At 74.2% G+C, this 26,913-nt stretch carries 29 protein-coding genes; 15 read left to right on the forward strand and 14 right to left on the reverse strand.

Annotated features, from left to right (window positions below):
• Positions 1–10: 10 nt before the first annotated feature.
• Positions 11–817, reverse strand: a complete 807-nt coding sequence (locus ACWCSU_RS24745; RefSeq protein ID WP_449937819.1) for a GNAT family N-acetyltransferase — start codon at positions 815–817, stop codon at positions 11–13.
• Positions 818–925: 108 nt separating this feature from the next.
• Here ACWCSU_RS24745 and ACWCSU_RS24750 point away from each other — a divergent pair, with 108 nt between their 5' ends.
• The 6 genes from ACWCSU_RS24750 (at position 926) to ACWCSU_RS24775 (ending at position 5,091) form a co-directional block, all read left to right on the forward strand.
• A complete protein-coding gene (locus ACWCSU_RS24750; protein ID WP_449937820.1) occupies positions 926–1,630 on the forward strand; it encodes a hypothetical protein in 705 nt (234 codons plus the stop codon).
• Between the two features lie 300 nt (positions 1,631–1,930).
• Entirely contained in the window at positions 1,931–2,164 is a 234-nt protein-coding gene (locus ACWCSU_RS24755; protein WP_449937822.1) for a hypothetical protein, read from the forward strand.
• The gene (locus ACWCSU_RS24760) at positions 2,161–2,421 is read left to right on the forward strand and encodes a hypothetical protein (protein ID WP_449937823.1); all 261 of its coding nucleotides are present in this window, start codon (positions 2,161–2,163) and stop codon (positions 2,419–2,421) included. The genes ACWCSU_RS24755 and ACWCSU_RS24760 overlap by 4 nt, the downstream gene beginning before the upstream one ends.
• A gap of 127 nt (positions 2,422–2,548) precedes the next feature.
• Positions 2,549–3,106 carry a cysteine hydrolase family protein gene (locus ACWCSU_RS24765; RefSeq protein ID WP_449937824.1) on the forward strand — a complete coding sequence of 186 codons (558 nt, stop codon included), beginning with the start codon at positions 2,549–2,551 and terminating at the stop codon, positions 3,104–3,106.
• Between the two features lie 99 nt (positions 3,107–3,205).
• A complete protein-coding gene (locus ACWCSU_RS24770) occupies positions 3,206–3,787 on the forward strand; it encodes an ArsR/SmtB family transcription factor (RefSeq protein WP_449937827.1) in 582 nt (193 codons plus the stop codon).
• Complete coding sequence (locus ACWCSU_RS24775) at positions 3,787–5,091, forward strand: MFS transporter (protein ID WP_449937830.1); 1,305 nt, start codon at positions 3,787–3,789, stop codon at positions 5,089–5,091. Before ACWCSU_RS24770 ends, ACWCSU_RS24775 begins: the two co-directional genes overlap by 1 nt.
• Positions 5,092–5,112: 21 nt before the next feature.
• Here the strand turns inward: ACWCSU_RS24775 and ACWCSU_RS24780 are convergent, their stop codons facing one another.
• Positions 5,113–5,433, reverse strand: coding sequence for a DMT family transporter (locus ACWCSU_RS24780; protein ID WP_357708955.1), 321 nt, complete (start codon positions 5,431–5,433; stop codon positions 5,113–5,115).
• Between the two features lie 29 nt (positions 5,434–5,462).
• Positions 5,463–5,807, reverse strand: coding sequence for a DMT family transporter (locus ACWCSU_RS24785; RefSeq protein ID WP_357708957.1), 345 nt, complete (start codon positions 5,805–5,807; stop codon positions 5,463–5,465).
• A gap of 125 nt (positions 5,808–5,932) precedes the next feature.
• Between ACWCSU_RS24785 and ACWCSU_RS24790 the strand changes: the two genes are divergently transcribed.
• On the forward strand, positions 5,933–6,397 hold the full coding sequence (locus ACWCSU_RS24790) for a MarR family winged helix-turn-helix transcriptional regulator (RefSeq protein WP_357708959.1): 465 nt from the start codon (positions 5,933–5,935) through the stop codon (positions 6,395–6,397).
• A gap of 55 nt (positions 6,398–6,452) precedes the next feature.
• A complete protein-coding gene (locus ACWCSU_RS24795; RefSeq protein ID WP_449937834.1) occupies positions 6,453–7,358 on the forward strand; it encodes an NADP-dependent oxidoreductase in 906 nt (301 codons plus the stop codon).
• 11 nt (positions 7,359–7,369) lie between these two features.
• Here the strand turns inward: ACWCSU_RS24795 and ACWCSU_RS24800 are convergent, their stop codons facing one another.
• Positions 7,370–8,212 carry a LysR family transcriptional regulator gene (locus tag ACWCSU_RS24800; protein ID WP_449937836.1) on the reverse strand — a complete coding sequence of 281 codons (843 nt, stop codon included), beginning with the start codon at positions 8,210–8,212 and terminating at the stop codon, positions 7,370–7,372.
• A gap of 72 nt (positions 8,213–8,284) precedes the next feature.
• Between ACWCSU_RS24800 and ACWCSU_RS24805 the strand changes: the two genes are divergently transcribed.
• Genes ACWCSU_RS24805 through ACWCSU_RS24830 form a run of 6 tightly spaced genes read left to right on the forward strand, consistent with a single transcriptional unit; the run spans position 8,285 to position 15,645 of the window.
• Positions 8,285–9,520 carry an MFS transporter gene (locus ACWCSU_RS24805; RefSeq protein ID WP_364091767.1) on the forward strand — a complete coding sequence of 412 codons (1,236 nt, stop codon included), beginning with the start codon at positions 8,285–8,287 and terminating at the stop codon, positions 9,518–9,520.
• A gap of 17 nt (positions 9,521–9,537) precedes the next feature.
• Positions 9,538–10,845, forward strand: coding sequence for a CHAT domain-containing protein (locus ACWCSU_RS24810; RefSeq protein ID WP_449937838.1), 1,308 nt, complete (start codon positions 9,538–9,540; stop codon positions 10,843–10,845).
• Between the two features lie 10 nt (positions 10,846–10,855).
• Positions 10,856–11,215 (forward strand): hypothetical protein, encoded by a 360-nt coding sequence (locus tag ACWCSU_RS24815; protein WP_357708970.1) that lies wholly within the window; start codon positions 10,856–10,858, stop codon positions 11,213–11,215.
• Positions 11,212–11,832: a hypothetical protein gene (locus ACWCSU_RS24820; RefSeq protein ID WP_449937840.1), complete on the forward strand. Its 621-nt coding sequence runs from the start codon at positions 11,212–11,214 to the stop codon at positions 11,830–11,832. Before ACWCSU_RS24815 ends, ACWCSU_RS24820 begins: the two co-directional genes overlap by 4 nt.
• The gene (locus ACWCSU_RS24825; protein WP_449937843.1) at positions 11,825–14,413 is read left to right on the forward strand and encodes a tetratricopeptide repeat protein; all 2,589 of its coding nucleotides are present in this window, start codon (positions 11,825–11,827) and stop codon (positions 14,411–14,413) included. Before ACWCSU_RS24820 ends, ACWCSU_RS24825 begins: the two co-directional genes overlap by 8 nt.
• Positions 14,410–15,645, forward strand: a complete 1,236-nt coding sequence (locus ACWCSU_RS24830) for a hypothetical protein (protein WP_449937845.1) — start codon at positions 14,410–14,412, stop codon at positions 15,643–15,645. Before ACWCSU_RS24825 ends, ACWCSU_RS24830 begins: the two co-directional genes overlap by 4 nt.
• Before the next feature lie 2 nt (positions 15,646–15,647).
• Here ACWCSU_RS24830 and ACWCSU_RS24835 read toward each other — a convergent pair whose 3' ends face one another.
• On the reverse strand, positions 15,648–16,181 hold the full coding sequence (locus ACWCSU_RS24835) for a DUF1062 domain-containing protein (protein WP_449937846.1): 534 nt from the start codon (positions 16,179–16,181) through the stop codon (positions 15,648–15,650).
• Between the two features lie 173 nt (positions 16,182–16,354).
• Positions 16,355–16,729 carry a VOC family protein gene (locus ACWCSU_RS24840; RefSeq protein WP_357708982.1) on the reverse strand — a complete coding sequence of 125 codons (375 nt, stop codon included), beginning with the start codon at positions 16,727–16,729 and terminating at the stop codon, positions 16,355–16,357.
• A 158-nt stretch (positions 16,730–16,887) separates the two neighbouring features.
• Between ACWCSU_RS24840 and ACWCSU_RS24845 the strand changes: the two genes are divergently transcribed.
• Positions 16,888–18,012 (forward strand): glycoside hydrolase family 26 protein, encoded by a 1,125-nt coding sequence (locus ACWCSU_RS24845; RefSeq protein ID WP_449937848.1) that lies wholly within the window; start codon positions 16,888–16,890, stop codon positions 18,010–18,012.
• Here the strand turns inward: ACWCSU_RS24845 and ACWCSU_RS24850 are convergent.
• The 8 genes from ACWCSU_RS24850 to ACWCSU_RS24885 are packed head-to-tail and all read right to left on the reverse strand — an operon-like array spanning position 17,928 to position 26,707.
• The gene (locus tag ACWCSU_RS24850; RefSeq protein ID WP_449937850.1) at positions 17,928–19,139 is read right to left on the reverse strand and encodes a glycosyltransferase; all 1,212 of its coding nucleotides are present in this window, start codon (positions 19,137–19,139) and stop codon (positions 17,928–17,930) included. The two genes, ACWCSU_RS24845 and ACWCSU_RS24850, sit on opposite strands and share 85 nt — an antisense overlap.
• The gene (locus ACWCSU_RS24855) at positions 19,136–20,299 is read right to left on the reverse strand and encodes a GNAT family N-acetyltransferase (RefSeq protein WP_449937852.1); all 1,164 of its coding nucleotides are present in this window, start codon (positions 20,297–20,299) and stop codon (positions 19,136–19,138) included. Before ACWCSU_RS24855 ends, ACWCSU_RS24850 begins: the two co-directional genes overlap by 4 nt.
• Positions 20,296–20,910 (reverse strand): hypothetical protein, encoded by a 615-nt coding sequence (locus ACWCSU_RS24860; protein WP_397041825.1) that lies wholly within the window; start codon positions 20,908–20,910, stop codon positions 20,296–20,298. Before ACWCSU_RS24860 ends, ACWCSU_RS24855 begins: the two co-directional genes overlap by 4 nt.
• On the reverse strand, positions 20,907–22,007 hold the full coding sequence (locus tag ACWCSU_RS24865) for a glycosyltransferase (protein WP_449937854.1): 1,101 nt from the start codon (positions 22,005–22,007) through the stop codon (positions 20,907–20,909). Before ACWCSU_RS24865 ends, ACWCSU_RS24860 begins: the two co-directional genes overlap by 4 nt.
• Positions 22,004–22,717, reverse strand: a complete 714-nt coding sequence (locus tag ACWCSU_RS24870; RefSeq protein ID WP_449937856.1) for a polysaccharide deacetylase family protein — start codon at positions 22,715–22,717, stop codon at positions 22,004–22,006. The genes ACWCSU_RS24865 and ACWCSU_RS24870 overlap by 4 nt, the downstream gene beginning before the upstream one ends.
• Positions 22,714–24,048, reverse strand: a complete 1,335-nt coding sequence (locus tag ACWCSU_RS24875; protein ID WP_397041827.1) for a lipid II flippase MurJ — start codon at positions 24,046–24,048, stop codon at positions 22,714–22,716. The genes ACWCSU_RS24870 and ACWCSU_RS24875 overlap by 4 nt, the downstream gene beginning before the upstream one ends.
• Complete coding sequence (locus ACWCSU_RS24880; protein WP_449937858.1) at positions 24,042–25,343, reverse strand: O-antigen ligase family protein; 1,302 nt, start codon at positions 25,341–25,343, stop codon at positions 24,042–24,044. The genes ACWCSU_RS24875 and ACWCSU_RS24880 overlap by 7 nt, the downstream gene beginning before the upstream one ends.
• Positions 25,325–26,707, reverse strand: a complete 1,383-nt coding sequence (locus ACWCSU_RS24885; protein ID WP_449937860.1) for a sugar transferase — start codon at positions 26,705–26,707, stop codon at positions 25,325–25,327. The genes ACWCSU_RS24880 and ACWCSU_RS24885 overlap by 19 nt, the downstream gene beginning before the upstream one ends.
• Positions 26,708–26,913 lie beyond the last annotated feature (206 nt).

A 26,913-nucleotide genomic window follows, 5' to 3' on the forward strand; every position in this document is an offset into this window, starting at 1 on the left:
CGGCACAACCTCACCCGATGGCGTACTCGGTGAAGTGGCCGCAGGCGGTGAAGCCGAGGCGGCGGTAGACGGGCTCGCCGTCGGCGGAGGCCTGCAGCACCGCGGTCTCGTAGCCCGCGTCGCGGGCGGTGTGCAGGGCGGCCAGGGTGATGGCGCCGCCGTAGCCTCGGCGACGTGCGGTGGCGAGAGTGGCGATGTTGTAGATCCCGGCGACGCCCGCGTACAGGAAGACCTCGGCCGAGCAGACGGGACGCCCGTCGACGTATCCGACCAGGTACCGGGCGGGACAGTCGGCGGTCAGCGACCATGGCGCGGCGTCGGCGAAGAACCGGCGCACGGTGGCGGCGGGCGGGTCCCAGTTCGCAGCCAGAACCGTGGCGTGGTCGGCGAGCTGGGCGGGGGTGGTCGCCAGGCGGATGTCCAGGCCGTCGGCGTGCGCTTCAGGGAGCAGCGCGCGCAGGTCCTTCCACATGCCCGTCTCGGTCTCCGAGGCTTCGAGCCCGGCTGCCCTGAGGCGCTCGGCGAGGCCGGCCGGTGTGGAGGCCGGGCCCACCCACCAGGAGAACGGGCGGCCGGTGGCGGCCAGGGCGCGGACGGTTTCCGCGATGCGGGCCTGGACGGTGTCCGGGGTGAAGCGGGCCGCCGCGACGATGTTGAAGGTGTCGTCGCCCAGGCCGCTGTCGGCGATCAGCAGGTCGCCGGTCTCGGTGACGGACGCGCCTTCCAGGTTCCGGTGCAGGTGGCAGGCGTGCTCGGCGAGATTCTGCTCCATCGCGAGCATGAGCCCGGATTCATCGATCGACGGATTCGTGTCCACGACGATCATTGCAGCATGCCCGGCCCGCGGCGTGGAACTCGACGTCCTGCCGACAGTAGGTCTGCGTTACGGCCGGTATTGGGGTGTTTCGTTGCTATGGTCGCGCGCATGCGATCGAGCTACCTCTCCTGGGACGATGCCGTTGACCTGTTCGAGCGGCGCGGCCTGCCGAAGGAGACGTACCAGAACCTGTACGAGGAGGAGTACATCCTCGTGCCCGGCCCCGCCGCGGTGACCGGCGAACTCCCCCTCGACGAGCACGGGCGCACGCCGTGGCGGGAGGACACCCCCGAGGCGGCGACCGGCTACATCATCGACGGCGACCTGGTCGTCGACGGGAACGTCACCGACGTGGACGACGGCTCCGCCGCGCTGATCGTCCTGGGGGACCTGCGGACGAGGAACATCTACCTGGCCGGCGACGCCAAGCTGATCGTGCAGGGCCACGTGACGTCCGAGACGTTCGTCGGCGACTGGACCGACAAGCTGGTGATGATCCATGGGGACCTGCGCACCACCGTCTCGATCTTCTGGAACGAGTTCTGCCCTGACCTGGTCGCCGGCACCCTCCACGGCAGGATCCTCGCGCCGGCCTACCTCGACCTGTCCGACGTCCCTGTCGGCGCTCTGGCCGACCCGTCACCGCCGGCCCCGCTCGGCGAGCTTCTCGTGCCCGAACTGCTGATCACCGGCGCCCCCGGCCCCGACGACCTCACCGAGATCGGCGTCCGCGGCGACGCCCTCCGCGACCGCCTGCTGTCCGGCCTCCCTCTCACGATCGCACCATCCACCCCGGACGTCGATCGCGCATGACGGGCGTTTCCGCCGCACCGGCCTTGTCCCCCGAACCACCCACGACCCCAGGTCCCGGTCAGACATATTGACGACGTGCCTTCGACATGGGCCGCGGTTCACGCTTTGGAGGCGAAATCCGCGATCTACCGAAGGACGGTCATGTCATTCCAGCTCAGGAAATGCCGGAACTTACTGTCGGCGGCGGTCACCCTGACCGCGTGACGGCGCTGACCGGCGCCGCCACCGCCCAGGCCCCCCACCCCTGCCGCTGCCGCCGACCAGAGCGTCAGCACCGTACGGACCGGTGACGGGTTCGACGTGCTGATCGGCGGCCAGGCACGCGTCCACCTCGCACAACCGGAGGAGTCGGACGGCGTCGTGACCGCCGCCTGCCCCGGGCGTGTCGCCATCATCCCCGACCACGACGGCTCCCGCGTCGAGGTGCTGGGCCTGTCGGACGACGCGGGCGCGGCGTTCGTGGCCGCCTACCCCGACACGCGCGACGACCGTTCGACGGCCGCGGCTCGTGCGGCCCGACGACCGCCGTCATGACGATGGCCGGGTACCAGCTCAAGGAGTGGGGGCTGTGGGTGAACCACTACTCGCCCTACGGCCGCCACGTGACCGACGAGTACCGCTACAACAACACGACCTTCAACCGGACCGCGCCCGACTTCTCCGGCAACGGCTCGTGGATGGGGGCGCACGGCGCGGTCTACGACCCGAGGTGGGGCGCGGGCTGGGAAGACATGCGCGACCAGGTGTACGACACCGCCTACCTGCGTCCCGTCCAGCTCTGGGGCAACTGACCCGGCCTGCCCGCCCAAGGTCGGGTTGCTGATATCTCAGCGCCCTCCTACTGTGATCCCAGTTGTTCGCGGACGGGATTCCACATCCCTCCGTCGCGAACGCCGGACACCTTGGACGGAGTATGTCGTGACCACTGCACTCATCATCGGCGACATCCAGCGGGGCATCACGGGCGGTTTCCCGTTCGCCCGGCAGGTCGTGCCACCGCTCACCGAACTGCTCCCCCGCGCCCGAGCCGCCGGTGCCCTCGTGGTGTTCGTGCACTTCGCCTTCCGCGCCAACAGGACCGACGTGCCACCCCACAGCGCGCTGATGAAGTCGTTCTTCGAGGCCGGGGACGCCTTCCACGAAGGGTCGGCCGGGACCGAGCTCGACCTGCCGGTCACCGAGCAGGACGTCGTCGTGCTGAAGCGCCGCGCGAGCGCGTTCGCGGGCACCGACCTCGACCTGGTGCTCCGCGCGCGCGGCGTCACCACGGTGGCCGTGGCCGGGGTCGCGACCAGCGCGATGGTGGCCGCGACGTGCTACGACGCGGCCGACCGCGGCTACCGGGTGTCCGTGCTGCGGGACGGCTGCGGCGACGCCGACCCGGCCATGCACGACTTCTTCATGGACGCCGTCTTCCCGAGCCGGGGCTTCGACGTGGAGTCGTGCGACGGATGGCGCCCGTCGGCCGAAGCCTGAGCGCCGACCTGACGCCGGTCGGGCTCGGGGCCGCGATTGCAATCACTTCTTCGCGAACGACTCTTTGCGAAGAAGTGTTTGCGGTCTAGGCTTCAAGGCATGACCGAACCTCCCGAGAGCGTGGTCGTCCTCGATGCCAAGGGCCTGCGGGCGCTGGCCCACCCCGTACGGGTGCAACTCGTGGACCTGCTGCGCAAACACGGCCCGTCCACCGCCACCCGCCTGGCCGAGCGCCTGGGGGTGAACTCGGGCACGGCCAGCTACCACCTGCGCAGGCTCGGGGCCGCCGGGTTCGTGCAGGAGGACACCGAGCGCGGCAACGCCCGCGAGCGCTGGTGGCGTTCGGTCCACCAGGTCACCCGGCTCACCGACGACGAACTGTCGGAGCGGGAGCCCGAGGCGGTGCTGGCCTACATGCAGTCCATCGCCGCCCTGTACAACCTGCGCACCCAGCGGACGCTGAGCGAGCTGCAGACCATGCCGGCGGAGTGGCGGCGCGTGCTGGACCTCAGCTCCGTCGCGCTGCGCCTCACCCCGGAAGAGGCACAGCGGCTGCGCGGGGAACTGGCGGAGGTCGTCGCCCGCTACCGCCCCGACCTGCCCGGCCAGGACGCGCCCGAGGACGCCGCGCGGGTCTCGCTGATCACCCAGCTTCTGCCCGAGCTGCCCGAGGACGCGTGATGGGGCCGCGCGGGTCCTTACGCCCGATGGCCGGCCTGCTCGCGGCCATGACGGTCTCGCTGACCGGCACGCGGGTGTCGGCCATCGCCCTGCCCTGGTTCGTCCTGACCACGACGGGCAGCGCGGCGCAGACGGGGGTCGTGGCGTTCGCGGAGATGGCCCCGTACGTGCTGGTCAAGGCGCTGGCCGGGCCGCTGGTGGATCGGGTCGGGCCGCGCCGGATCTCGTGGGCCGGGGACGTGGTGAGCGCCACGGCGGCCGGGACGGTCGTCCTGCTGCACGCGCTGGACCTGCTGCCGCTGGGCGCGCTGCTCGCCCTCGTCGCGGCGGTCGGCGCGGCCCGCGGCCCCGGGGACCTGGCCAAGGAGGTCATGGTCCCCGAGGCGGCCGAACGCGGACGGGTGCCGCTGGAGCGGGCCACCGGGCTGATGGGCGTGACCGAGCGGCTGGCCCAGACGGTGGGCCCCGCGGCCGGGGGCGCGATGGTGGCACTGCTCGGCCCGCTGACCGGCCTGGTCGTGAGCGTCGTCTGCTTCGCGCTCGGTTCGGTGATCGTGGCATGGGCGCTGCCGCGCGGCATGGGCCACAGCGCGCCGGCCCAGGAGGCGCGGGAAGGATACTGGCGGCGGTTCGGCCAGGGGTTCACGTTCCTGCGCGGCGAACCGCTGCTGCTCTCCGTGGTCGTCATGGTCGGCATCACCAATCTGCTCGACGCGGCCTTCAGCCAGGTGCTGGTGTTCGTCTGGGCGAGCGAGTCCGGCCAGGGGGCCGCCGTGGTCGGACTGAACAGCAGCGTGGCGGGGTTCGCGGCCGTCGGCGGCAGCCTGGTCGCGGCCGCCGTGGCGCACCGGATGCCGCGCAGGCCGGTGTTCTTCGTGGCGTTCCTGCTCGCCGGGCCGACGCGGTTCCTCATCCTGGCGGTGGACGCGCCGCTGTGGGTCATGCTGGCGGTGTTCGCGGTGGGCGGGTTCGCCGCCGGATTCCTGAACCCGATCCTCGGGGCGATCTCCTACGAGCGGGTGCCCCGGCACCTGCTGGGCCGGGTCAACGCGCTGCGGGACTCCCTGGCCTGGGCCGGTATCCCGCTCGGGGGGCTGGTGGGCGGGGCGGCGGTGGTGGCCGCGGGGCTGACGCCGGTGCTGCTCGCCGGCGGCGCGGCCTACGCGCTCACCACGAGCCTGACGGGGCTGCGGCCCGAATGGCGGCAGCTGGACGGGCCGCACCGCCAGGGCTCGCCCACCGTGCCGGCGTCACACGAAGGCGCCGACCGGGCGGGCGCGGCCGGCGCCGAACGTTCCCCCTGACCTGGAGCCCGTTGTCGCGGGTCAGATCCCCGCCGAGATCTTCAGGAGCACCACGCCGCCGATGATCGCGGCGAACGACGCGAGCTTGGCCGGAGTGATCTTCTCCTTGTAGATGAGGGCACCGAGGACGACCGTGCCGATCGAGCCGATGCCGGTCCAGATGGTGTAGCCGACGCCGACGTCGAGGGTCTTCAGCGCCAGGCTCAGGGTGAAGATGCCGCCGGCGGCCGCCAGCAGGGTGAAGACGGAGGGCCACAGCCGGGTGAAGCCGTGGGTGGCGTTGGTGCCGAGCGCGAATCCGATCTCGAAGACGATCGCGATGGAGAGGTAGATCCAGGCCATGGTGACGTTCCTTAGGAAGTGGTGGGTGGTCAGACGGTGGCGGGCTTCGACGCGGACAGGCGGTCGGCGAGCTTGAGCCCGAGGACGCCGCCGATGATCAGGACGAAGGCCAGCGCCTTCCAGACGGTGAGCTCCTCCCCGAAGATCACCGAACCGAGCAGCACGGTGCCGACCGAGCCGATGCCGGTCCAGACGGTGTAGCCGACGCCGACGTCCAGGGTCTTCAGCGCCAGGCTCAGGAAGAAGATCCCGCCGGACGCCGCGGCGGCGGTCAGCAGGGACGGCCACAGCTGCGTGAAGCCTTCGGTGGCGTTGGTGGCCAGGGCGAAGACGACCTCGAAGACGGCGGCGACGAGCAGATAGATCCAAGCCATCTCGGACCTCTCCTTATATGTATGTATGTGCAAACTTCTGGCGACAGAGAGAAGCTTGCATGTGCATGTATGCTTTTGTCAATCCCGTCCGAGTGGCCGGGTCCTCAAAGAAGGAGGAGGCTTCCATGGCTCCGACGGCTTCCACCCCACCCCCGGCTCCGGCGCCCTCGGCGCTCTCCGAGGCTTGGAACGACGTCCTGCTGCTGCACGCCCGCGTGGAGAACGCCCTTGCCGTCGTCCTCCAGCGGCGGCACGGCATCGGCCTGTCGGAGTACCGGGCGCTCGGGCATCTCGCCACCTCGGCGGCCGGCGAGCTGCGCATGCAGGAACTGGCCGACAAGATCGGGCTCAACCAGAGCTCGGTGACCCGGCTGGTGACCCGGCTGAACACGGCGGAGTTCACGTACCGGGATGTGTGCCCGGACGACAAGCGCGGGGTCTACACCGTCATCACCGAGTCGGGCCGGACGCGCTACGCCGAGGCGAACGCCACGTACGAGGCGACGCTCAGGAACGTCCTGGAGGAGGCCGGACAGGCGGACCCGCGGCTCGTCCCGGCGTTGTCGGCCCTGGGCCTGCTGGACGGATGACCTGCCCCTTGTCCCCGGCAGAACCGGCCTGCCACCCGATATCGAGGAGTTGAACATGCGCACTGTTCGGATCACCCGCTTCGGCGGCCCGGACGTTCTGACGATCGCCGAGGCGCCCGCGCCCAGGGCACAGGAGGGCGAGGTGCTGGTACGCGTCGTCGCCTCCGCCCTCAACCCGGTTGACGACAAGACCCGTGAAGGGGCCATCGGCGAGGGCGCCCCTCCGCTGCCGATGACCTTGGGCTGGGAGCTTGCGGGCATCGTCGTGGACAGCCGGGAGGAGTCGTTGCCCGTGGGTGAGCGGGTCTTCGGCATGTCCCACCAGCTTGACACCGCCCGGGGGACCTGGGCCGACCTCGTCGCCGTGCCGGTCGGCTCGCTGGCCGTCGCGCCGTCGGCGGTCAGCCTGGTGGAGGCGGCGACGCTGCCGTTGCCGGGGCTCACCGCCCTGCAGACGCTCGACTGGCTGGACCTGCGGGCGGGCGAACGGCTGCTGGTGGCGGGCGCGGCCGGCGCGGTGGGCGGGCTGGCCGTGCAGCTGGCGCGGGCGCGCGGCGTACGGGTGGACGCCCTGGTCTCCAGGCCGGCCCAGGTCGAGGCGGCCCAGGAGCTGGGGGCGGAGTGGGCCACGACCGACCCCGCGGATCTTCCGTCCGCCGCCTACGACGCCGTCTTCGACACCTTCGGCGCCTTCGTCACCGGGGCCGTGGCCGACGGGGGCCGCTACGCCTCCGTCGCCACCCAGGCCGGGCCGGTGCCGGACCTGTCCGGCCGGTCGGTCCGCACCACCGTCAACCAGGTGCGCGAGGACGGCCCGGGGCTCGCCGAACTGGCCAAGGCGGTCGACGCGGGCCAGGTCCAGGCCCGGGTCGAGGCCCAGTACGGCCTCCAGGACGTACGGGCGGCGCACGAGCACTTCCGGCGCGGCCGGCTGACCGGCAAGATCGCCCTCTTGCTCTGAGGCCACGGCGCTCAGATCATGCGTCGCAACGCGGTCTCCACGGCGTCGATCAGCGGATCGCCCTCGGTCCGCGGATGCCGGGCGAGGCCGAGCTCGACGTCCGGCAGGGCGGGCAGGGCGCCGGGATCGTGGCAGGCCATGACCGGTTCGAGGTTGCCGGGCATGAGCGCCGCGACGCCGAGCCCGGCCCGCAGCGCGGCCAGCACGCCGGCCAGGCTGTTGCTCTCGAACACCGCCCGCCAGCGCCGCCCGGTGCCGTCCAGCGTCTCGACCACCGACCTGCGCCACGCGCACGTGCCGGTGAACAGCACCACCGGCAGCGGGTCGGCGGTCGGATCGACGCCCTGGCCGATCGCCCAGACCAGCGGGCGGCGCACGGTCCAGCGCGGCGGGCCGGGCAGGTCCGGCACCTCGTCGAGCACGAGCTGGACGCGGCCCGCGTCGTAGGCCTCCCGGATCGCGGGGCCGGAGAGGCTGAGCACCTCCAGCGTCGCGCCGGGGTGCAGCCGGGCCAGGTCGGCGAGGGCCTGCGGAAGCTGCGCCGCGGCCAGGTCCTCCAGCAGCCCGACGCCGCAGCGGCCGGTGAGCGCCCGCCCGGTCGCGGTGAGCGCCTGCGCGGAGAGCGCGAGGATGCGCTCGGCGTACGGCAGCAGCTCCTCACCCGCCCGCGTCAGCGAGACGCCGGACGGCGACCGGTGGAGCAGCGGGCGGCCGACGGCGCTCTCCAGCTTGCGCAACTGCTGGCTGAGCGCGGGCTGCGTGTGCCCGAGCGCGGTCGCGGCGCGGCTGATGCTGCCGGCCCGCACGGCGGTGACGAACGCCCGCAGCAGCCCGGTCTCCAGGTCTCTGACCATAAGCATTCATTATGGCCCCTCCAACGAAACAACGACTTCCTATGGTCTGGAGGATGACCTAGCGTCGCCCGGGTGACCGGATACAGACAGGTTCTCGCCGTTCCCGGAATGGCCGCGCTGCTGGGCGTCTCGCTGCTCGCCCGTGCCGCGATCACCGCCGACGTGACGGCGCTGACCATGTACGTCGTGCTGGGCCTGGACCTGGGCTACGTGGCGGCGGGCGGCGTCGTGGCGGCCCTGACCGCCGGGGTGGCGCTGGGCGGGCCGCTGCTCGGCCGCCTGATGGACCGGCGGGGGCTGCGGACCGTGCTGCTGGCGACCGTCGCCGCGCAGGTCGTGTTCTGGGCGAGCGTGCCGGTCCTGCCGTACGGGGCGCTGCTGGGCGCGGCCGTCGTGGCGGGGCTGCTGATGGTGCCGGTCCAGGCGGTGACCCGGCAGGCGATCGCCGCGATGACGACGCCGGGGCAGCGGCGGCCCGCGTTCGCGCTGGAGTCGGTGCAGGGCGAGCTGTCGTACCTGGTGGGGCCGGCGGTGGTCGTCCTGTGCGCGGCGCAGTTGTCCCCCGAGGTGGTGGCGTGGGGGCTCGGCGCGGTGATCGCGACCGGCGGGATCGGGGTCGCGCTGCTCAATCCGCCGCTGCGGGCCGAGGGCGAGCCGGAGGCCGGTGCGCCCGGGCGTACGCGGCGCCGGGAGTGGCTGGGCGGCCGGATGATCGCCGTCCTGACGATGGGGTTCGGCGCCACGGCGCTGCTCAGCGGCATCGACCTCGCCATCGTCGCCACGCTCAAGGAGGCGGGTCAGGTGTCCTGGGCCGCCGTGGTCGTGGCCGTGTTCGGCGTCACCTCCGTCGCGGGCGGGCTGATCCACGGCGTGCTGCCCCGGTCGCTGCCCACGTGGGCGCTGCTCGGCCTGCTCGGGCTGGTGACGATACCCGCGGGGCTGGCCCACGACTGGCGCTGGTTGTGCCTGGCCGTCGTCGGCGCCGGGCTGCTCACCGCGCCGACCCTGGCCACGGTGGCCGACGCGGTGAGCAGGCTGGCGCCGGCCGGTGTACGGGGGGAGGCGACGGGTCTGCAGGCGTCGGCGGCCAGCGCGGGCTTCGCGCTCGGAGCGCCGCTCGCCGGGCTGGCGGTGGACGCGTCCATGCCAGGTGGCGGCTTCGCGGCCGCCGGGCTGGCCGGCCTCGCCGCCGCCCTGGCCGGGGGCCTGCTGTCCCGCTCCCGGCGCCCGCGCGGCGGGCCCGGCGAACCGGGCTTCACCGACAGCAGCACCCCGGTTACAGTACGAGGGCCGACACAGGTCTCGTGAGGGCGTGATGCGATGTGATGCCCGACGGACGGGCGGAGGTGTCCCGCGCGGTCGACCGGCGCGTGGCCCTGGCCCGGGAGTGGGACGCGCTGGTCCGGCAGGTCCGCGAGCTCGACGGGTTCGGCGACTTCCTGCGGCCGCCGCAGCCGAGCAGTCTGCTGCGGGCCGCCGCGCACGGCCCGGTCGTCATGGTCAACCTCAGCCAGTGGCGCTGTGACGCGCTGATCGTGACCGCCGACGGCGTACGGGCCGTCCCGCTGCCCGGGGTGACGCTGACGGCGGTCGCCGAGCGGACCGGCGGCTACCTCCGCGTCCTGCGCGCCGTCGACCAGGCCGTCCACGACCTGTACGCCGCCAGGGAGCGCTACGACGACGGCGACCACACCCCGGAGGCGATCAGGCGCTACACCGGCGCCAAGCTCGCGCTCAACCGGGCCGCCGAAACCCGCGAGGCCACGCTCACCGAGCTGCTGGCCTGGCTCTGGGACGAGATCGCCGCGCCGGTGCTCGCCGACCTGCGCCTCACCGCCCCCGTGGCGGAAGGCACGCCCTGGCCGCATCTGTGGTGGTGCCCGACGGGGCTGCTGACCCTCCTCCCCATGCACGCCGCCGGTCATCACGACGGCACGGGCCGCGCGGTGATCGACCGGGCGATCTCCTCCTACACACCCTCCCTGCGCGCCTTACGCGCGGCCCGCCGGCCCCTCGACCCGAACCCCGGCGACGAGCGCATGCTGGTCGTCGCCCTTGAGCGGACGACCGGCACGACCCCGCTCACCGACGTGGCACGCGAGCGCGACCTGCTCACCTCCCTCTTCTCCTCCCGGGCGACGCTGCTGGAGGGCGAGGCCGCCACCACCGGCGCGGTGCGCGCCGAGCTGCCCCGCCACAGGTGGGCGCACTTCTGCTGCCATGGCGGCCAGGACCTCGCCGCGCCCTCGCAGGGCGGCCTGCTGCTGCACGACCGCGTCCTCACCATCGCCGACATCAGCGCCGACCTCAGCGCCGAGCCGTGCCGGGGCGAGTTCGCGTTCCTGTCGGCCTGCATGACGGCCACCGGCGGGGTGGACCTCGCCGACGAGGCGATCACGCTGGCCGCCGCCCTGCACCACACCGGCTACCGGCAGGTCATCGGCACCCTCTGGTCGGTGTACGACGACCTGGCGGCCGACGTCGCCGAAGCCGTGTACGCCGACCTGACCGCGTCCGGCCGGTTCGAGCCGGGCCGCGCCGCCCACGCCCTGCACCGGGCGGTCCACGGTCTCCGCGACGCGCGGGGGCTCCCGCCGAGCGCGTGGACGCCTTTCGTGCACCTCGGTCCCTGAAGGAGGGTCCATGACGGCCAGCGTCCCTTCGCCGGAGGACGGCGAGCCCCTGCCCTACAAGGAGGTCACCGACGAGGCATACGCCCGGCTCGCCGCCGGCAGCTTCACGGTGGAGGAGCCGCGTCCGGGCACGCTGATCCTGCGCGGGCCCTGCCCCCGCTGCCGGGCGCCCATCGAGATCCCGCTCGTCAGCGGCATCGTCCGGTCGCCGCGCGCCGTCGGCGAACGGCTGCGCCGCAGGCCGCGACCGCAGCAGGAGACGGTGGAGCCGATGATGTGCACCTGCGAGGACGACCACCCCAACCGGCCGGAGGGCCGCTACGGGTGCGGCGCCTACTGGACGCTCACCGTCTCGGCGGGCCCGCGGTGAGCCACGTCCTCTCCCCTGGTCCGGGCCCCGCCGGTCCGGCCCACCTGCTGGCCGCCCAGGACCGGGACCACCTGCTCCGTACCGAGCTGCCCAGGGTCCGCGAGGCCGCGGTCGCCTGGCGCAACGGTCTCGGCGGGCTGCTGGCCGCGCTCGTCGGCTTCAGCCTGATCAAGGGCCGGACGGACGTCGGGCAGCTCGACCGGGGATGGGCCGTCGTGGTCGGCGTGCTGCTGCTGATCGCGCTGGTCGTCGGCGCCGTGGCCGCGCTGCTGCTCATCCGCGCGGCGCACGGACGGCCCGCGGTCGCCCCGGCCAGGACGCTGCCGCCGCGCCGCGCCGCCGACCACCTCGAAGCGCTCGACTCGGCCGCCGCCCTGCGCCGCGGCATCGCGCTGACGCTGCTGTGCGCCGCGCTCCTCGTCGCTGCGATCGGCGCCACCTGGTACGGCCCCGAGGCCGGCAGGCCGTCCCTGTCGGTGACCACCCCGGCGGGCACGACCTGCGGGGCCGTCGTACGCGTCGCAGCGGGACGCGCCGTCCTGCGGACCAGGGGCGGGGAGGTCACCGCCGACCTCGCCGCGGCCACGGCGATCGAGGCGGTCGAGGCGTGTGCGTGACCGTGACAGGAAGGACGCCGACCGGCTCGTCCGGGCCGTGTGGCGGCGGATCTCCCGGTGCGTCGACCGCGGGGACCGCGACGCCTTCGCCGGCCCGTCCGCCCTGGCCGAGACGGCCGCGCTCATGGCGGTCACGGCGCCCGGCGAGCTCGGTGACGCGGCCCGGCAGCACCGGCTGGTCGAGACGCTGGGCTGGGCGTGCTGGTGTCTGTATCGTGTCGCGCCGGTCGAGCGGCTACCGTACCTGCAGCTCGCGCTGGTGTACTTCGAGACCGCGGTCCGGCTCGGGGGCACCCGGCTTCCCGAGCCCCTGAAGTCGGGGTTCGCCGCGGGGGCCGGGCACGCGGCGAACCTGTGGGGAGACCGCGCCCACGCGACGCTGACCGGGACGGCCGAGCCCGACGGACCGGCGCTGGACGAGGCGGTCGAGCTGCTGCGGCTGGCCATCGCCTACGCCCCGGACCACGACGACCCCACGTACGCCGGCGACCTGGCGAACCTGGGCGCCGCGCTGAGCCTGCGCCACCACCGGCGCGGGCACCCCGGTGACCTGCGGGAGGCGATCGCCGTCCTGGAGCGGGTCGCGGCGCGTGACGACGCCGACCTGCCGTCGGTCCTGACCAACCTGTTCCACGCCCAGCTCCGGTCGGTCCGGCTGAACGGCGGGACGACCCGGTACGCGCTCGCCGACACCGCCCAGCGGCTGGTGGACAGCACCGCTCCCGACGCCCCCGAACGCCCGGAGAGACTGATCTACCTGGCCACCTCGCTGGGCAGGGCCGCCGAGCGCACCGGCCGGGTCGAGGACCTCGAACGGGCCATCGCGGCCGGCAGGGAGGCGATCGGCCTCTCCGAGCACCGGCCGGAGCTCCGGCCCGCGGCCTACGGCGCCACGGCGGGCCTGCTCCAGGACCGGTTCGAGTCGACCGGCGACCGCGCGCACCTCGACGAGGCCGTGGAGCTCCTGCGCGCGGCCGGCCACATGCCGCCCGCCCCCGGCCTGGACGTCCAGGGGCTCCTGCGCGCGCTGGCCACACTGCTCGCCGACCGGTACCGCGACGGCCGGGCGTCCGCCGATCTCGACGAGGCCACCCGGCTGGCGCACCGGCTGATGGCCGAGGCCCCACCCGGCGGCGAAGACGCCCGCGAGGCACGAACCCTCATGGCGCGAGTCCTGGCCTTCCGCTTCGAGCACACCGGGGAGCTGGACAGCCTGCTGGAGGCCGTCCGCCTGATGCGCGAGGCCACCGGCGTGGCCCACAGCACCTCGGCCGACCACGGGCAACTGGCCGTCGTCCTGCGCAAGCTGCACGAACGCACCGGCAGCCCCGAGGCGCTGCGCGAGGCCATCGCGGCCCACCGCACGGCGATGGCCATGGCGCCCCAGGACGAGCACCGGGCGTCGTCCTCGTCCAACCTGGCCTTCGCGCTGCGCAACGAGTTCGAGCTCAGCGGCGACCGGCAGAGCCTCGACGAGGCGATCAAGGTCGCGGGCGACGCGGTCGAGGCCACCCCTGGGGACCCCGTCGAGCGCGTCGACCACCTCGTCAACCTGGCCACCGCGCTGCAGACCCGGTACCAGCACTTCGGCGACTCGGCCGACCTGGAACGTGCGGTGGACCTCTACCGGCGATCACTGACCGGCCCCCTGCCCGGCACCGACCAGCAGGTCACCTGCCTGCTGAACCTGGCGCAGGCGCTGCTCGACCGGCACGCGGCGCGCCGTTCGGACGAGGACCTGGCCGCCGCCGTCGCCCTCACCGAACGGGCCGCCGGCCTGCTGCCCGACGGCCATCCCCGGGTCCCGGCGGCCCTGGCCGGGCAGGCCCTGGCCCTGGCCGCCCGCGCCTCGGGCCCTGACCTGCGCCGGGCGATCGGCCTGCTGGAACGGGCGGTGGACGGCCTGCCCGACGACGACCCGATGCGCTCGTTCCTCCTGTCCAACCTGGGCAGATTCCTGCGCGACAGGTTTTCCGAGGCGGGCGACCCGGCCGACCTGCGCCGGGCGGTGGAGGTCTCGGAGGCCGGGCTGGCCCACACCCCGCCCGAATCGCCCTTCCACGCGCAACTCCTGCTGAACCTGGGCAGCGCCCACGCCGACCTGTTCGGCCAGTCGGGGGCGTCCGCGTCCGCCGACCGGGCCCTGGACTGCTGGCGGCGCGCCGCCCTGTCCCCCACGGCGGCCACGTCGGTACGGATGACCTGCGCGATCGCCTGGGCCCGGATGTCGGCCCGGCTGTCACCGGGGTCGCCCGGCACGATCGAGGCGTTCGGCACCGCGATCGAGCTGCTGCCCGTGCTGACCTGGCCGGGCCTGCCCCGTGACGACCAGGAGCGGATGTTGCGGCCGACGATGCTCCTGGCCGGGGACGCGGCGGGCGCCGCGCTCGACGCCGGTGACGCCGGCCTCGCGGTCGCCTTCCTCGACCAGGGGTGCAGCGTCCTGTGGTCGCACCTGCTCGCCACCCGCTCGGACCTGTCGGAACTGCGCGAGAGGGACCCGGCGCTGGCCGCCCGCCTGGACGCGGTCCGCCACCGGCTCTCCGGCTCCGAACCCGCCACGGGAGGAGGACTGCCGTGACGCGTGAGGAGGAGGTACAGGCCGCCTTACGGCGTTGTCTGGACGTGGCCGGGGACTCCGGGGAGCTGGTCTCGCGGCTCGCCGGAGAGCCGCTGGCGGAGACGGCCGCGTTCGCCCGGCGGCTGCACGACCTGCTCCAGGGCGCCGGGCCCGACGCCGGGGCGGCGGCGATGGTCGTACGGTTGATCGACCGGCGCCGGTCGGCAATGGCCGCTCTGGGGATCGAGCACTCGTTCGGCGAGCATGTGCCCGACAGGGTCCTGGACGGCTGGGACGCGCTGGTCGACGCCGACGGTCTCGCGGCGGCCGCTGCGGCGGTGGTCGAGTTCTCGATGACGGCGCAGGAGGAGTTCGACTCCTTCGCGCAGGTGCTCGTCGCCGACGCGCTGGCCCGCCAGGACGAGGTCAACGCAGTGCGCTACCACGCGCGGTGGGAGCTGCTGCGCGAGTGCCGGGCGATCGGCGTACCCGCGACCCTCGCCCGGCGAAGCATCCCCGGCCTCACCGACGCACTGCACGCGATGACCGCCTACGTGGCAGCCACCCCGCCCCCACCTCCCACCGTGCCCCCACCTCCCACCGTGCCCCCGCCTCCGGTCGTGGCCCCGGCGCCGATGGAGGAGGTGCTTCCCCCGGTGGTGCGCGCCCTGCTCCAGGGCGCCGCCGCCCTGGCGCACGCGCTGCCCGAACGGGACGCGGCCCCTCTCGACGGCGCCTCTCTGGATGCGGCTGTCGAGCTTGCGCGGTGGGCTCGGGAGGCGACGCCGGATCTGGCGCCGTACGCGCCGCTGCTCCGCGGCTTCCACGCGACACTGCTTCTTGTCCGGCACCGAAGGACCGGCGACCGGAACGACCTGGAGGCCGCCGCCGACGGCCTGCTCGCCGCGGTGGACGAGTCCGCCTGGATCGACCCGTACGCGCCCGTCCTGGTGGCGGCGGCGAACGTGTGCCTCGCCCGCCTCTGGAGGTCGGACGCCACGCACGACCGGCGACGCCTGGACGCCTTGATCGGCTGCCAGCGCGCCGCCGGGACGTTCGCCACGGGCGAGGCCGAGGCGGAGCTGTCGTGGTGGGCCGGCCGGATGAGGGAACTGGCCCGGTCCGGGACCGGATCGGTGACCGCCGCCGACGTCGCACGCCTGGAGAGGGCGCGCACCGCGCTCCCCGCCCGCGCCGGACCCGGTGGCGAGCTGCCGATCCCCCTCCTGCCGGCCCGATGGACCCGCCGCTGAACCTAGGGACTGATCAGGAGGAAGGAGAAGTCCTGTTTCGTCCTGCGGTTCGGCGGGATGTCGATCTTGACCCGGCGGGCGATCTCGTCCCGGCTGACGCCCAGCCCGAGGCCGATGAGCCGATCGGGACGCACTGGCACGGGATCGTCGAAGGTGACCATGACCCGAAGGGGCCACGGACTCTCGGGGACGGCGGGCGCGTGGAGTTCCCAGCACCCGTCCCAGTCGAGCGCGTACCGGTTGCGGCGGGCGGTCAACGGGTCGAGAAGGACCTGCGCGGCGAGGGACGGCGAGTTGGCCGAGTAACCGGCCAGCAGGCGGGGGGCCAGCGACCGGACCGGAACCCGGTCGTGGACGGTGAGCTTGCCGGTCCGGTCACAGGAAACGCAGTTGACCAGGAGCCAGACGTCGAGGAGCTTGCCGTTGGCGTTGACCCGGAACCTGCCGTCACCGACGGTGGCGCGGTCGGACGGGCAGGCCACGCACCGCAGGACGAGCAGGGGCAGGCGGGTGCGCCGCAGCACCCAGGGCAGCACGATATGAGGATGTGAAGACATGATCTCTCTGAAGACCTGACGAAGAGCACGGAAAACAGAGCCGACGGCGTCCGTCGGCGACCGATGCGCAGGAAGGTGTCAGGTCTAGAGAGCAGGCGGCGTCATGCGCGCGAAGTCCTCACGAAGGGATGGGGGCCGGTGGGGGCGGGGGCTCAGCTCAGGCGGGTGCGCAGCAGGCAGAACTCGTTGTCCTCGGGATCGGCCAGGACGTGCCACGGTTCTTCGCCGGTCTGGCCGACGTCGGCCGGGCGTGCTCCGAGCTTCAGCAGGCGTTCGAGTTCGGCGGCCTGGTCGCGGTCGGTGGCGTTGACGTCGAAGTGCAGTCGCAGCCTGCCCGTCTTGGGCTCGGTGGTGGGGCTGAAGACGAGTGTCGGCTGCAGCCCGCCGAACCCTTCCCGCGGCCCGATCTCCACCGCGCCGTCGTCCTCGGTGTCGAGCACGACGAAGTCCAGCACCTCGCACCAGAAGGCCGCGAGCCGGTGCGGATCACGGCAGGGGACGATCAGTTCGGAGATGCGGCTGGCCATGATCGGCACACTACCGGCGGCGGGTCGCACCCGGCCAACGCTTTACGGCCCGGGGTGACTCCCCCGTGCGGCCACCTTCACGATCACTTTTGCTGTGACTTGATCACCGGAGTTCTCTCTTTGGGTACGTGAGCTGATACACCCAGTAAGGGGGAGCGATGACCGTGAGGATAGCCTGGGTCTGCGCGCTGTTGGTCGTGATCGCCGTGGTGGTCCCGACGGCGCTGAAGGCGAAGCCGCGCAAGCAGCCATCCGCCGCCCGCCCTGACGTGTCCGGCGTCCCGTTCGGGGTGTTCCTCGCCTCAGACTGGCGCGGGCCGCACCTGATGAGCGCGTTCGAGGCGTGGCTGGGAGCGGAGGTCCGGGTGGGGCGGACGTACGTGCCGGGCGAGGCGTGGAACGCGCTGGGCGGGCCCGACTTCGTCCTGCAGCCCTGGATGCGGTGGCGGGCCGCCGAGCCGTCGCGCATGCTCGTGCTCAACGTGCCGATGGTCATGCCGAACGAGGGCGACCTCCCGGACGACACGGTGTCGGTGCTGCTGAACGCCGGCGCGGACGGCGCGTTCGACCCGTACTTCGACCGGCTGGCCCGGACGCTGGTCGCCGGGCACGCGCCGGACACGGTGATCGTCCCGGGCTGGGAGATGAACGGCCTGACCTACTCCAGCCGCTGCTCGGCCGATCCGCAGGCGTGGATGGCGTACTGGAGGCGGATCGTCACCGTGATGCGGGCGGTGCCGGGGCAGCGCTTCCGCTTCGACTTCAGCCCCAACCGGGGCCCGGACGCCATCGGCTGGACCGAGTGCTACCCCGGCGACGACGTGGTGGACATCATCGGCATGGACAGCTACGACCAGGGCCCGGGCCAGCAGTTCTCCGACTACGTCGACCAGCCGTACGGGCTGAAGGCGCAGGCCGAGTTCGCGTCCTCGCACGGCAAGAAGATCTCCTTCCCCGAGTGGGGGCTGTTCCGGTACGGCGACCGGCCGGAGTTCGTGCGCGCCATGCTCGACTGGATCGCCCGGCACGACGTGGCCTACCACTCGATCGTGGACTACTGCCCGCACGGCGTCTGGCGTTGCCCGGCCAACCCGAAGTCGTCGCGGGTCTTCCGTCAGCTCATGCGCGACCCGGGCTTCCAGCCGGGGCCGTCCGCGCCGCCGACGTTCCCACCGACCTTTGAGCTGCCGACGCCCCCTCAGCCCAGCCCGGCCGTCTCCTCCGTGGCCGTCTCCTCGGCTGCGGACGTCCCCGCCCCGGCGGCCGCGCCGGCTTCGGGCTGACCCGGCCGCGCCAGCCGCAGCGTGTGCGCGGCCAGCCGGTCGAGGGTGACGCCGAGGTCGAACTCGGCCGCCCGCGACGGCGCCGCCCGCTCCTCCTCGTGCCGCATGGCCGGGTCGGTCAGCCGGGCCACGATCGCCACGGCCAGCGCCGCCGGGTCCTGCGGCTCGACGAGCGCCCCGGTCTCCGGGGTGACCACCTCCGTGAGACCGGGGACGGCGGCGGCCACCACCGACCGCCCGGTGGCCATGGCCTCCAGCACGGTCAGCGGCAACCCTTCCCACCGGGACGGCAGCGCCACCAGGTCGGCGGCGGCGTACCAGGGCCGCGGATCGCCGCTCGCCCCCGGCATGAGGACGCCGGGCGGAGCGTCGCGGCGCAGCCGGCCGTAGTCGTCCCCGTCGCCGACGAGGGCGAGGCAGGCGTCCGGGACGTGGTCGGCGATCTGCGGCCAGGACTCGACCAGCAGGTCCTGGCCCTTCTGCCGGGTGATCCGGCCGACGCAGACGACCAGCGGCGCTCGCCGGGAAAGGCCCAGGTCACGGCGGGCGGCGAGGCGCTCGTCGGGCGTGGCGGGCGGGAAGCGGGCCAGGTCCACGCCGTTGCGCACGACGGTCAGCGGGCCGCCCACGCCCGCGTCCCGGGCCTGCCGGTACTCGCCCTGGCCGACGCAGAGCCCGAGCTGCGTCCACCGGGTGGCGACGCGTTCCCAGAGGGTGGAGGCGGTGGCGAGCGTCCCCCCGCAGGCCAGCCAGGACCAGCCGTGCGGCTGGAACAGCGTCGGCACGCGGCCACGCAGCACCGCCCGGCCGACCAGCCCGGCCTTGGAGGAGTGCAGATGCACCACGTCGGGACGGAACCGGCGCACGATGCGCCTCAGGGCGACGGCGGCGGCCAGGTCGGCCGGGTGCGGCGCCCGTGCGGCGGGCCACGGCAGGTGCGGCAGCCCGATCGCGGCCAGCCGCTCGCCGAGCCGCCCTCGCGGGGGTGCGGCGACGGCGACCGTCCATCCGCGCCGGCTCTGGTCGGCGCAGGCGCTCTCGACGTAGGCGGCGACGCCGCCCTCGGTGGGCTGGGTGACGTGGAGCACGCGCGGCGCCCGCGGGCCGCGCGGGACGAAGGACGTCATCGCGCCCTGCGCAGAACCCGGTCGAGCGCTTCCCACCGTCGGCCGAGCGCGCGGCCGCGCACCCGGTCGAGCCTCGCCCACCGCCCGCGGAGCGTCCGGCCGCCCACGCGGGCGCGGGCCGCGAGGGCGTAGGCCGTCGCGGCGGGCGTCCTGGCCAGCAGGAGCCGGTGGCTGACCGCGCACTGTCCGCCCCATTTGGTCTTGTGGGACTCGGCTCCGCGCAGCAGCGACATCGTCGGACGGCCCAGCTCGTGCGCGAGCCCGAGGTCCGTGCGGAGCAGCAGGGTCACGACGTCCACCTGGGCGCGCAGGTCGGGGTGGGTGCCGTAGAGGTAGCCGCCGACGAAGTCCTTGCCGACGATCACCAGGTCCACCGCGACGACCTGGCCGTCGAGGTGGTACTCGATCAGCCGCGCCTGCTGCTCGGCCACCAGCCGCCGGGCGGCGCGGGCCAGGTGGGCGCGGAAGCGCGGCCTGGTGTGCTCGACGTTGATGCCCCGGCCCTGCCACTGCAGGGCGTGCAGGTCGAGCAGGCGGGCGACGGCGTGCTCGGCCTCGGCGGCCGGGACGTCCCTGACCTGGATGGGGGCCTCGTCCACGCGTCTGAGCTCGCGGCGCAGCTTGTTCCCGTTCTTGCCGGGCAGCCCGGCGAGCAGCCGGCCGAGAGGGACGCCGGGCAGTTCGACGCACGTCGAGGCGGGCAGCCGCCAGGAACGGCCCGGCCAGGCCGCCGCGAGCCGTTCGGCGTCCGCGCCCGGCCGCACCTCGGGCAGGTCGAGCACGTCCCATCCGGGCAGCTCGGCGAGGGCCCGGCCGAGTGCCGCCGGGAGGTCGGGGTCCCCGTCCTCGATCAGGACGTCGGTGAAGTCGGACTGGTCGCCGCCGAGCGGCCGCAGGACGCGCAGTCCCGCCCGGCGCACGGTCATGACGGGGGCGGCGGCCACCAGCCGTCCCCTGCGGCGCAGCAGGACGGCGCTCAGGTTCGCGTTCCGGCCGTAGGTCTCCCACCACGACGACAGCCAGACGTGCGACTGGAACGGCGTCGCGGCCGGGGAGCGGTCGTGCAGGTCGGCCCACTCCCCCGCCAGGGCGCGCAGGCGGCCGGAGCCGGTCACGACCTCGGTGGCCAGGTCAGGGGTCTGCCGGGTCGTGGTCGTCATGCGGACACCGTGTCGGCCGGCCGGCGTGCGGGCGCGGCCTCCTGATCGTCCCGGCGCCCCCGGGCGGGGACCGCCATCCAGATCAGGGCGGCCAGCAGGAGCCCGGCGGCCGTGGCCACGGCGGTGGCGATCAGGGGCTGGGGCGAGCTGGGCGAGGCGGGCGGCACGGCCGGGGCGAAGCTGGACAGGCGGACGCCGGTGTCGGCGCTGTGCCGGTTGGCGTAGGCGGTGAGCGCGCTCGCCACGCTGTTGGCCCGCCTGGCGGCCTCCTCCGGGGTGCCGGCGATGGCGGCCAGCCGGATCAGCGGCGCGTCGGGCGAGGCCGACGCCTGCAGAGTGGTCCGCAGCAGCTCGCCGTCGGCCAGGTAGGCGTCGCCGTTCCCGGCGAGCAGGCCGGGGTGGACGGCCACCCTGGCGTAGGCCTGGGCGAAGTCGGCATCCTGCGTGGGGACGCCCTGCCGCGCCGAGCTGACCACCGCGTAGGCGTCGGCCGTGTAGACGGGCTCCTGGACCAGCGAGTACGTCAGCCCCGCCCCCATGCCGATCAGCGGGAGCGCGAGCAGGGACCAGGTGCGGAGCGCGCCGGCGGCGCGCTGGACCGGGTGAGTCATGACAGCCTTTCCTGGTGGCGCCTGGCGAGCAGGCGGTCGTAGAGGTCGTGTAGGCGCCGGGCTTGCCGGCGCACGTCGTAGCGGTCCAGGGCGGGGGGTGGCGGCAGGCGCGTGCGGGGCGCGGCGAGGAGCGCGGCCAGCTCGTCGGCCAGCCGGTGTGACGGCACCCGGCGGGCACCGGGCACGGCTCCGGGCTGCAGGTCGTCGATCGCCGGGCACGAGCCGTACAGCACGGGCAGGCCCGCGGCGAGCGCCTCGACGACGGCCAGCCCGAACGTCTCCTCCTGCGAGGGGGCGGCCAGCACGTCCATGGCCGACAGCAGGGCCGGCACGTGCGCGGTCTCCCCGGCGAACACGACGCGCCGCTCGACGCCGAGCCGCGCGGCCAGCCCGCGCAGCCGGGGCTGTTCAGGGCCGGTGCCGACGAGCAGGAGCACCGCGCCGTCCAGCCGCGGCAGCGCCTCGACGAGCAGGTGGAAGTTCTTGCCCGCCACCAGGCGGCCGACCCCGCCGACGACGAACGCCTCCGGCGGGATCCCCAGGCTCAGCCTGGCCGGTCCGGCGGCCCGCGGATCGTGGCGGAAGGCGGACAGGTCGACACCGTTGGGGATGGTGACCACGCGTGCGGGCGGCAGGCCCCAGCCGTGCAGCCGGTCGGCCACGGCCGGGGAGACCGCGACGACGGCATGGGTCAGGCGGGCCGTCGTGCGGTAGAGCGTGCGGATCGGCGCGGTGACGGGCCGTCCCTCGATGTGCCGGGCCCCGGCCGAGTGCTCGGTGGTGACGACGACCGGCACGCGGGCCAGCCGGGCGGCGAGCGGCGCGTAGACGCAGGCCCGGTACAGGTGCGCGTGCACGACCTGGTAGCGGCCGGCGCGCATGAGGGCGGTGAGCCGGGGCAGCGCGCGCAGGTCCCGGTTGCCGCCCATGCCCACGGCGCGTACGGGCGTCCCGCCGGCGCGGATGGCGTCGGCCAGGGCGCCGGGCCGGGTCAGGACGGCGACCTCGCTGGCGCAGTCCATGTGGGGCAGCAGGGTCCGCAGTTGCTGCTCGGCCCCGCCGGCGGCCAGCCCGGTGATGACGTGCAGGACCTTCATCGGGCCAGCCCCCAGCGCAGCCGGTGGCAGGCGTTCTTGGCGAGCAGCCGGGCGGCGGTGTCGCGGTCGCCGACGTAGCGGCGCGGCAGGGCGTGCGCCCCGGCGAGCCTGCCCGGACGGACGGCGCAGGCGTGCTCGTACCCGGCCCGTCGGACGGCGGCGACCTCGCGGGCGGTCAGCTCGCCGTAGGGATAGGCGAAACCGGTGACGGGGGCGCCGAGCACGTCCTGGAGCATGAGCTTGCTCGTGGTCAGCTCGTCGGCGAGCTCGCCGGGGCCGGCGGCCGGCAGGTGGGGGTGGCTGTGGGTGTGGGAGCCGACCTCCATGCCGGCGGCGGCCACCCGGCGCAGCGTGTCGGCGTCCATCAGGGGGCGGGGGGTGACGTCGCGGTCCCAGGCGTTGTGGCCGCCGATCCGGCCGGCGACGACGTAGACGGTCGCGGTGAAGCCGTAACCGGCCAGCACCGGGACGACGTCGGTGGCGAAGTCGGCGTAGCCGTCGTCGAAGGTGAGCCCGACGAGCCCGCGCCGGTCGCCCGGATGGTTCAGCAGCTCGTGCACCGAAACGCCGCGCAGCCCGCGCCGGGCGAGCCAGCGGATGTGCGCGGCGAAGCGCTCGGGGGTGACGACGATGTCGAAGGGGTCCTCGTCGCGTTCGGCGACGGAGTGGTACATCCAGATGAGCGGCAGCGCGCCGATGCGCGTGCTCATACGCGCTCTCCTTCCCTGACGGTCGTGACGGCCCTCCGGAACGGCGACAGGCCGAGGCGATGGAGACCGGCCAGCATGAGCGCGGCGGTCACGGTGATTCCGACGGCGTTGGCCAGGGCGATGCCGCCCTGCGCCATGCCGGGGACGAGCGCCACGGACAGCGTCGCGGTCAGGGTGAGGCCGGCGGCCATCGCCAGGGCCGGGTACCACAGCTCGCGCCCGCCCCCGGCGCAGAAGTAGGCCCTGCAGACCACGCTCACGACGGTGTGGCCCAGCAGGCCGATCGTGTACAGCCGCAGGACGTGCTCGGTGGCGGCGGCGTCCTGGTCGTCGAAGGCGCCGCGGTGCAGCAGCAGGCCCACGACCATCGGTGCGAAGGCGACCAGCAGCGCGGCGGCGCCGACCGTGACGGCCGCCGCCGTCGCCAGGTCGCGGGCCAGCAGCCGCCAGGCCCGTACGGTGTCCCCCGCGGCGATGCTGCGGGCCAGGTGGGGATAGGTGACGGTGGCCAGCATCAGCGAGACCACCATCGGCACCTGGGCGATCTTCTGGGCGTAGTTGAGATGGGAGATCGCGCCGGCGGGCAGGTCGGCGGCGAGCACGCGTTCGACCAGCACCTGCCCCTGCCGCAGCAGCGTGAAGGCGACGATGGGCAGCAGCGCGGCGACCGGCAGCACCAGGCGGCGGGGCATCCGGCGGGGCAGGCCGACGCGCCGCAGATACGCCGGCGCCTGCATGCCGACCATGAGGACGGCGCCCACCGCGACCCCCCACGCGGCGGCCCGCACGCCGAGCGTGTCGTGCCAGACGACCAGGCAGCCGACGAGGGCCACGTTGTAGGCCAGGCCGGTGGCCGCGGGCGGGCCGAAGACGTGATGGGCCCGAAGGGCCGCGCTGGCGTATCCCGCCAGCGCGAACGGCAGGACGCAGCCGCAGCAGATCCGCCAGCACTGCACGGCCAGCCCGGCCTGCGGAAGGCCGGGGGCCAGCGCCGCCACCAGCCAGGGCGCGAACGCCGCGGCGCACACGGCGACGGCGGCGAGCGCGGCGGCCAGGGCGGGCAGCGTCCGCTCCACCAGCGCCGCCCGCTGTCCGTCCCCGGTCGCCGTGCTGAACAGCGGGATCAGCCACAGGGCCATCGCCCCTTCGATGAGCAGCGGCGCGGCGGTCTCGGGGACGGTCCAGGCGACCAGGAAGGCGTCGGTGTCGGCGTTGGCGCCGAACAGCGCGGCCATCAGCAGGTCGCGTACGTATCCGAGGGCCGAGCCCGCGCCGACGAGCATCGTGGTGAGGGCCGCGGCGCGCAGGTCGGCCGCGCCCCGGCTCAGCACGCGGGCCGCCGCGACGGGAGCGCGGCGTCGGCGCGTCCCATCGCCAGGCCCAGCATGACCGACATGACCAGGCTGGTCGCGCCGCCGATGTCGGCGTAGGCGAAGTCCACCGCCAGCCACGTCATGAAGCCGGCGGCGCCCAGCCCCGCCGGGCCGGACCGTCCGGGGCGGGTGAGCGTGCGCACGAGCACCCCGCCCACGAGCAGCGCGAACGCCGACAGGCCGACGAGCCCCTGCTCGCTGAGCACCAGCAGGTACATGTTGTGCGGGGACAGCAGCGGCTGGCGGCGGTAGCCGCCGGTCGCGTCCTCGATGTCGCTGCCCGAGGACAGGGCCAGCGGCGCGTAGGTGTCACGCCAGGCGGCGAACCCCTTGGGGCCGACGCCGGTGACCGGGTGGTCCTGCCACATGCGGGCCGCCGCCTGCCACAGCTGGTACCGGTCCGACACCGATCTGTCGGGCTGGGCCACCGAGGAGGAGATGGAGGCGACGCGCTCGGCGACGACCCCGCCGGCGGGCCCGCCCAGGAGCGTCAGGAGCACGGCCCCGGCCGTGGCGGCGACGGCGGCCCCGACGGCCGGCCGTGCGCCGCGCAGCACGAGCATCACCGCCACGGCGCAGCCGACCGCGACCCAGGTGCCGCGGCTGAGGGACATGACGAGCGGCGGGCAGAGCGCCGCCGCGGCGATCAGGGCGGCGACGCGCCGGCGCGAGCCGCCGGCGAGCGCGACCGCCAGGGCGATGATCAGTCCGAAGCTGACCATGCTGGCCAGCGCCATGACCTCGCCCGCGCCGAACGTGCCGACCGCGCGGATCGGCAGGCCCGCGTAGGAGGCGCCGCTGCCCGTGAGCGCCTGCCGGCAGCCGATCACGGCCTGGACGAGCGACACGGCGGCGACGGCGCCGCCCACCAGCAGCAGGTCCGACCGCCGCCGTACCGCCACCGTCACGGCGACGGGGACCAGGACGAACACCTGGAGGAACCGGGCCAGGCCGGGCAGCGCGAGCAGGACGTCGGACGCCGTGAGGGCGGCCGCCGTCGCCGCGAGCGCCGCGGGTGCGACGAGCAGGACCCACCTGCCGGGACGCCCACCGCCCCGCGCCAGGCTCACCACCACGGACACCAGCAGCGCCAGCGACATCAGGTCGGCGACCTGCGGCTGGACGACGTCCGCGGCGTGCGGCGCGGCGGGCACGCACACCGCGATCACCGTCAGCGCGGCCCAGAAGCTCGGACGGGCCGGCAGTCGGCCCAGGGACGGCAGGAACGTCCTGATCACGATCGTCCCGGCCACAGCAGGCAACCGACCGTCCGGATCATGATCTTGATGTCCCGGCGCAGGGACCAGGTGTCGATGTAGTGGTTGTCCAGCCGCGCCCGGTCCTCGATCGAGGTGTCGCCGCGCAGGCCGTGGGTCTGGGCCAGGCCGGTGAGGCCGACGGGCAGGCGGTGGCGGCGTCCGTAGTGGTGGTCGCCGCGCGAGAACAGCTCCACGAAGTGCGGCCGTTCGGGCCGGGGGCCGACCAGGCTCATGTCGCCGCGCAGCACGTTCCACAGCTGCGGGAGCTCGTCCACGGAACAGGAGCGCAGCAGCCGGGCGGACCGGGTCAGGCTGGGGTCGTCGGCGATGCTCCAGCGGGTGTCGGACTCGCCGGCGCGCAGCGGGGCGAAGGTGCGGAGCTTGACGATCTCGATGGGCATCCCGGCGATCCCCACCCGGACCTGCCGGAACAGCACCCCTGGTCCTCCCTGCCTGCGCAGCAGCAGCATGCAGGCGAGCAGCACCGGGGCGCTGACGACCAGCCCGGCCGCGGCCAGCCCGACGTCCAGGGCGCGCTTGAGCGGCCAGGACGCGCGCCGCTGCGGCAACGGCCGCATGCGCAGCACCGGGAACCCCCGGACGTGCTCCCCCACGGGGACGAAGTCGACCAGCACGCCGCCGGGCTGCGGCGCCAGGTACACCGGGTAGCCCGCCTGCCGGGCCTGCTGCGCGAGCCGGTGGGTCTGCTCCTCGCCGCCCGGGGGCGGGGCCAGGACCACCACGCGGGCCAGGTGCCTGCGTGCCATGGTGAGCAGGGTCTCCGGGTCGTCCACGATCGGCTCGTACGGGGCCTGGCCCAGCACGTCGCCGGCGCCGCCGACGGGCAGCAGGCCGTACTCGGTGTGGCGCAGCAGGGTCAGCGCGAGGTTCCTGGCGTGCGCGCCGGAGCCCACCACCAGCGTGGGCACCAGTGCGCCGCGGCGGCGGGCCTGGCGCAGCACCGCGTAGACCAGTCCGCGCCCGGTCAGCGTCAGCCCGAGGTAGGCGACGACGACCCGCGACGACTCGCCCGTCCAGGTGATCAGCGTCGTCTCGTGGTCCAGGGCCACGACGGTCAGCGCGCCGGCGATCGCGGTGGCGCATCCCCCTCGCCACATCCATCCGTCCATGACGGACGGCGACAGCCGGATCCGGTACGTGCCGCCCGCCAGGTTCAGCAGGACGAGCAGCCCCGCCGCCAGGCAGGCGAGCAGCACGCCGTAACCGGCGTCGAGAACGGGCGCGGCCAGCGCGACGGCGTCGACGCTCGCGTCGGCCAGGGAGCAGATGGTCCAGCATGTCACCGGACGCCGCCGGCCGGGGGCGCGGCGGGAGGCGCCTCGCTGAGACAGCAGCATGCCCTTTGACGGGGAGTGCGGGAAGGGTTCTTCTTCCCGAAGGGGTGTGACCATATCTGCTCCATTGCAAAAAGACAACGGCGATCCATAAAGAGTGTGATATCCACGAACAGGGGATGGATATGACTGTCCTACTTATCGCGAAAATTCGCTCATCTTTGGCCTCCATTCCGATAATCGCCCTGATTCGCGGGCAGCGACCAACT

It is taken from the genome of Nonomuraea sp. NPDC001699 (assembly GCF_053596455.1).

Bases quoted from the DNA above. Each gene is read 5' to 3' on its own strand.
- ACWCSU_RS24885 (WP_449937860.1), bottom strand. From the start codon at position 26,707: ATGCTGCTGTCTCAGCGAGGCGCCTCCCGCCGCGCCCCCGGCCGGCGG.
- ACWCSU_RS24840 (WP_357708982.1), bottom strand. From the start codon at position 16,729: ATGGCCAGCCGCATCTCCGAACTGATCGTCCCCTGCCGTGATCCGCAC.
- ACWCSU_RS24815 (WP_357708970.1), top strand. From the start codon at position 10,856: ATGACGGCCAGCGTCCCTTCGCCGGAGGACGGCGAGCCCCTGCCCTAC.
- ACWCSU_RS24800 (WP_449937836.1), bottom strand. From the start codon at position 8,212: ATGGTCAGAGACCTGGAGACCGGGCTGCTGCGGGCGTTCGTCACCGCC.
- ACWCSU_RS24795 (WP_449937834.1), top strand. From the start codon at position 6,453: ATGCGCACTGTTCGGATCACCCGCTTCGGCGGCCCGGACGTTCTGACG.
- ACWCSU_RS24775 (WP_449937830.1), top strand. From the start codon at position 3,787: ATGGGGCCGCGCGGGTCCTTACGCCCGATGGCCGGCCTGCTCGCGGCC.
- ACWCSU_RS24770 (WP_449937827.1), top strand. From the start codon at position 3,206: ATGACCGAACCTCCCGAGAGCGTGGTCGTCCTCGATGCCAAGGGCCTG.
- ACWCSU_RS24865 (WP_449937854.1), bottom strand. From the start codon at position 22,007: ATGAAGGTCCTGCACGTCATCACCGGGCTGGCCGCCGGCGGGGCCGAG.
- ACWCSU_RS24750 (WP_449937820.1), top strand. From the start codon at position 926: ATGCGATCGAGCTACCTCTCCTGGGACGATGCCGTTGACCTGTTCGAG.
- ACWCSU_RS24780 (WP_357708955.1), bottom strand. From the start codon at position 5,433: ATGGCCTGGATCTACCTCTCCATCGCGATCGTCTTCGAGATCGGATTC.
- ACWCSU_RS24760 (WP_449937823.1), top strand. From the start codon at position 2,161: ATGACGATGGCCGGGTACCAGCTCAAGGAGTGGGGGCTGTGGGTGAAC.
- ACWCSU_RS24855 (WP_449937852.1), bottom strand. From the start codon at position 20,299: ATGACGACCACGACCCGGCAGACCCCTGACCTGGCCACCGAGGTCGTG.
- ACWCSU_RS24790 (WP_357708959.1), top strand. From the start codon at position 5,933: ATGGCTCCGACGGCTTCCACCCCACCCCCGGCTCCGGCGCCCTCGGCG.
- ACWCSU_RS24810 (WP_449937838.1), top strand. From the start codon at position 9,538: ATGCCCGACGGACGGGCGGAGGTGTCCCGCGCGGTCGACCGGCGCGTG.
- ACWCSU_RS24785 (WP_357708957.1), bottom strand. From the start codon at position 5,807: ATGGCTTGGATCTATCTGCTCGTCGCCGCCGTCTTCGAGGTCGTCTTC.
- ACWCSU_RS24845 (WP_449937848.1), top strand. From the start codon at position 16,888: ATGACCGTGAGGATAGCCTGGGTCTGCGCGCTGTTGGTCGTGATCGCC.
- ACWCSU_RS24850 (WP_449937850.1), bottom strand. From the start codon at position 19,139: ATGACGTCCTTCGTCCCGCGCGGCCCGCGGGCGCCGCGCGTGCTCCAC.
- ACWCSU_RS24860 (WP_397041825.1), bottom strand. From the start codon at position 20,910: ATGACTCACCCGGTCCAGCGCGCCGCCGGCGCGCTCCGCACCTGGTCC.
- ACWCSU_RS24870 (WP_449937856.1), bottom strand. From the start codon at position 22,717: ATGAGCACGCGCATCGGCGCGCTGCCGCTCATCTGGATGTACCACTCC.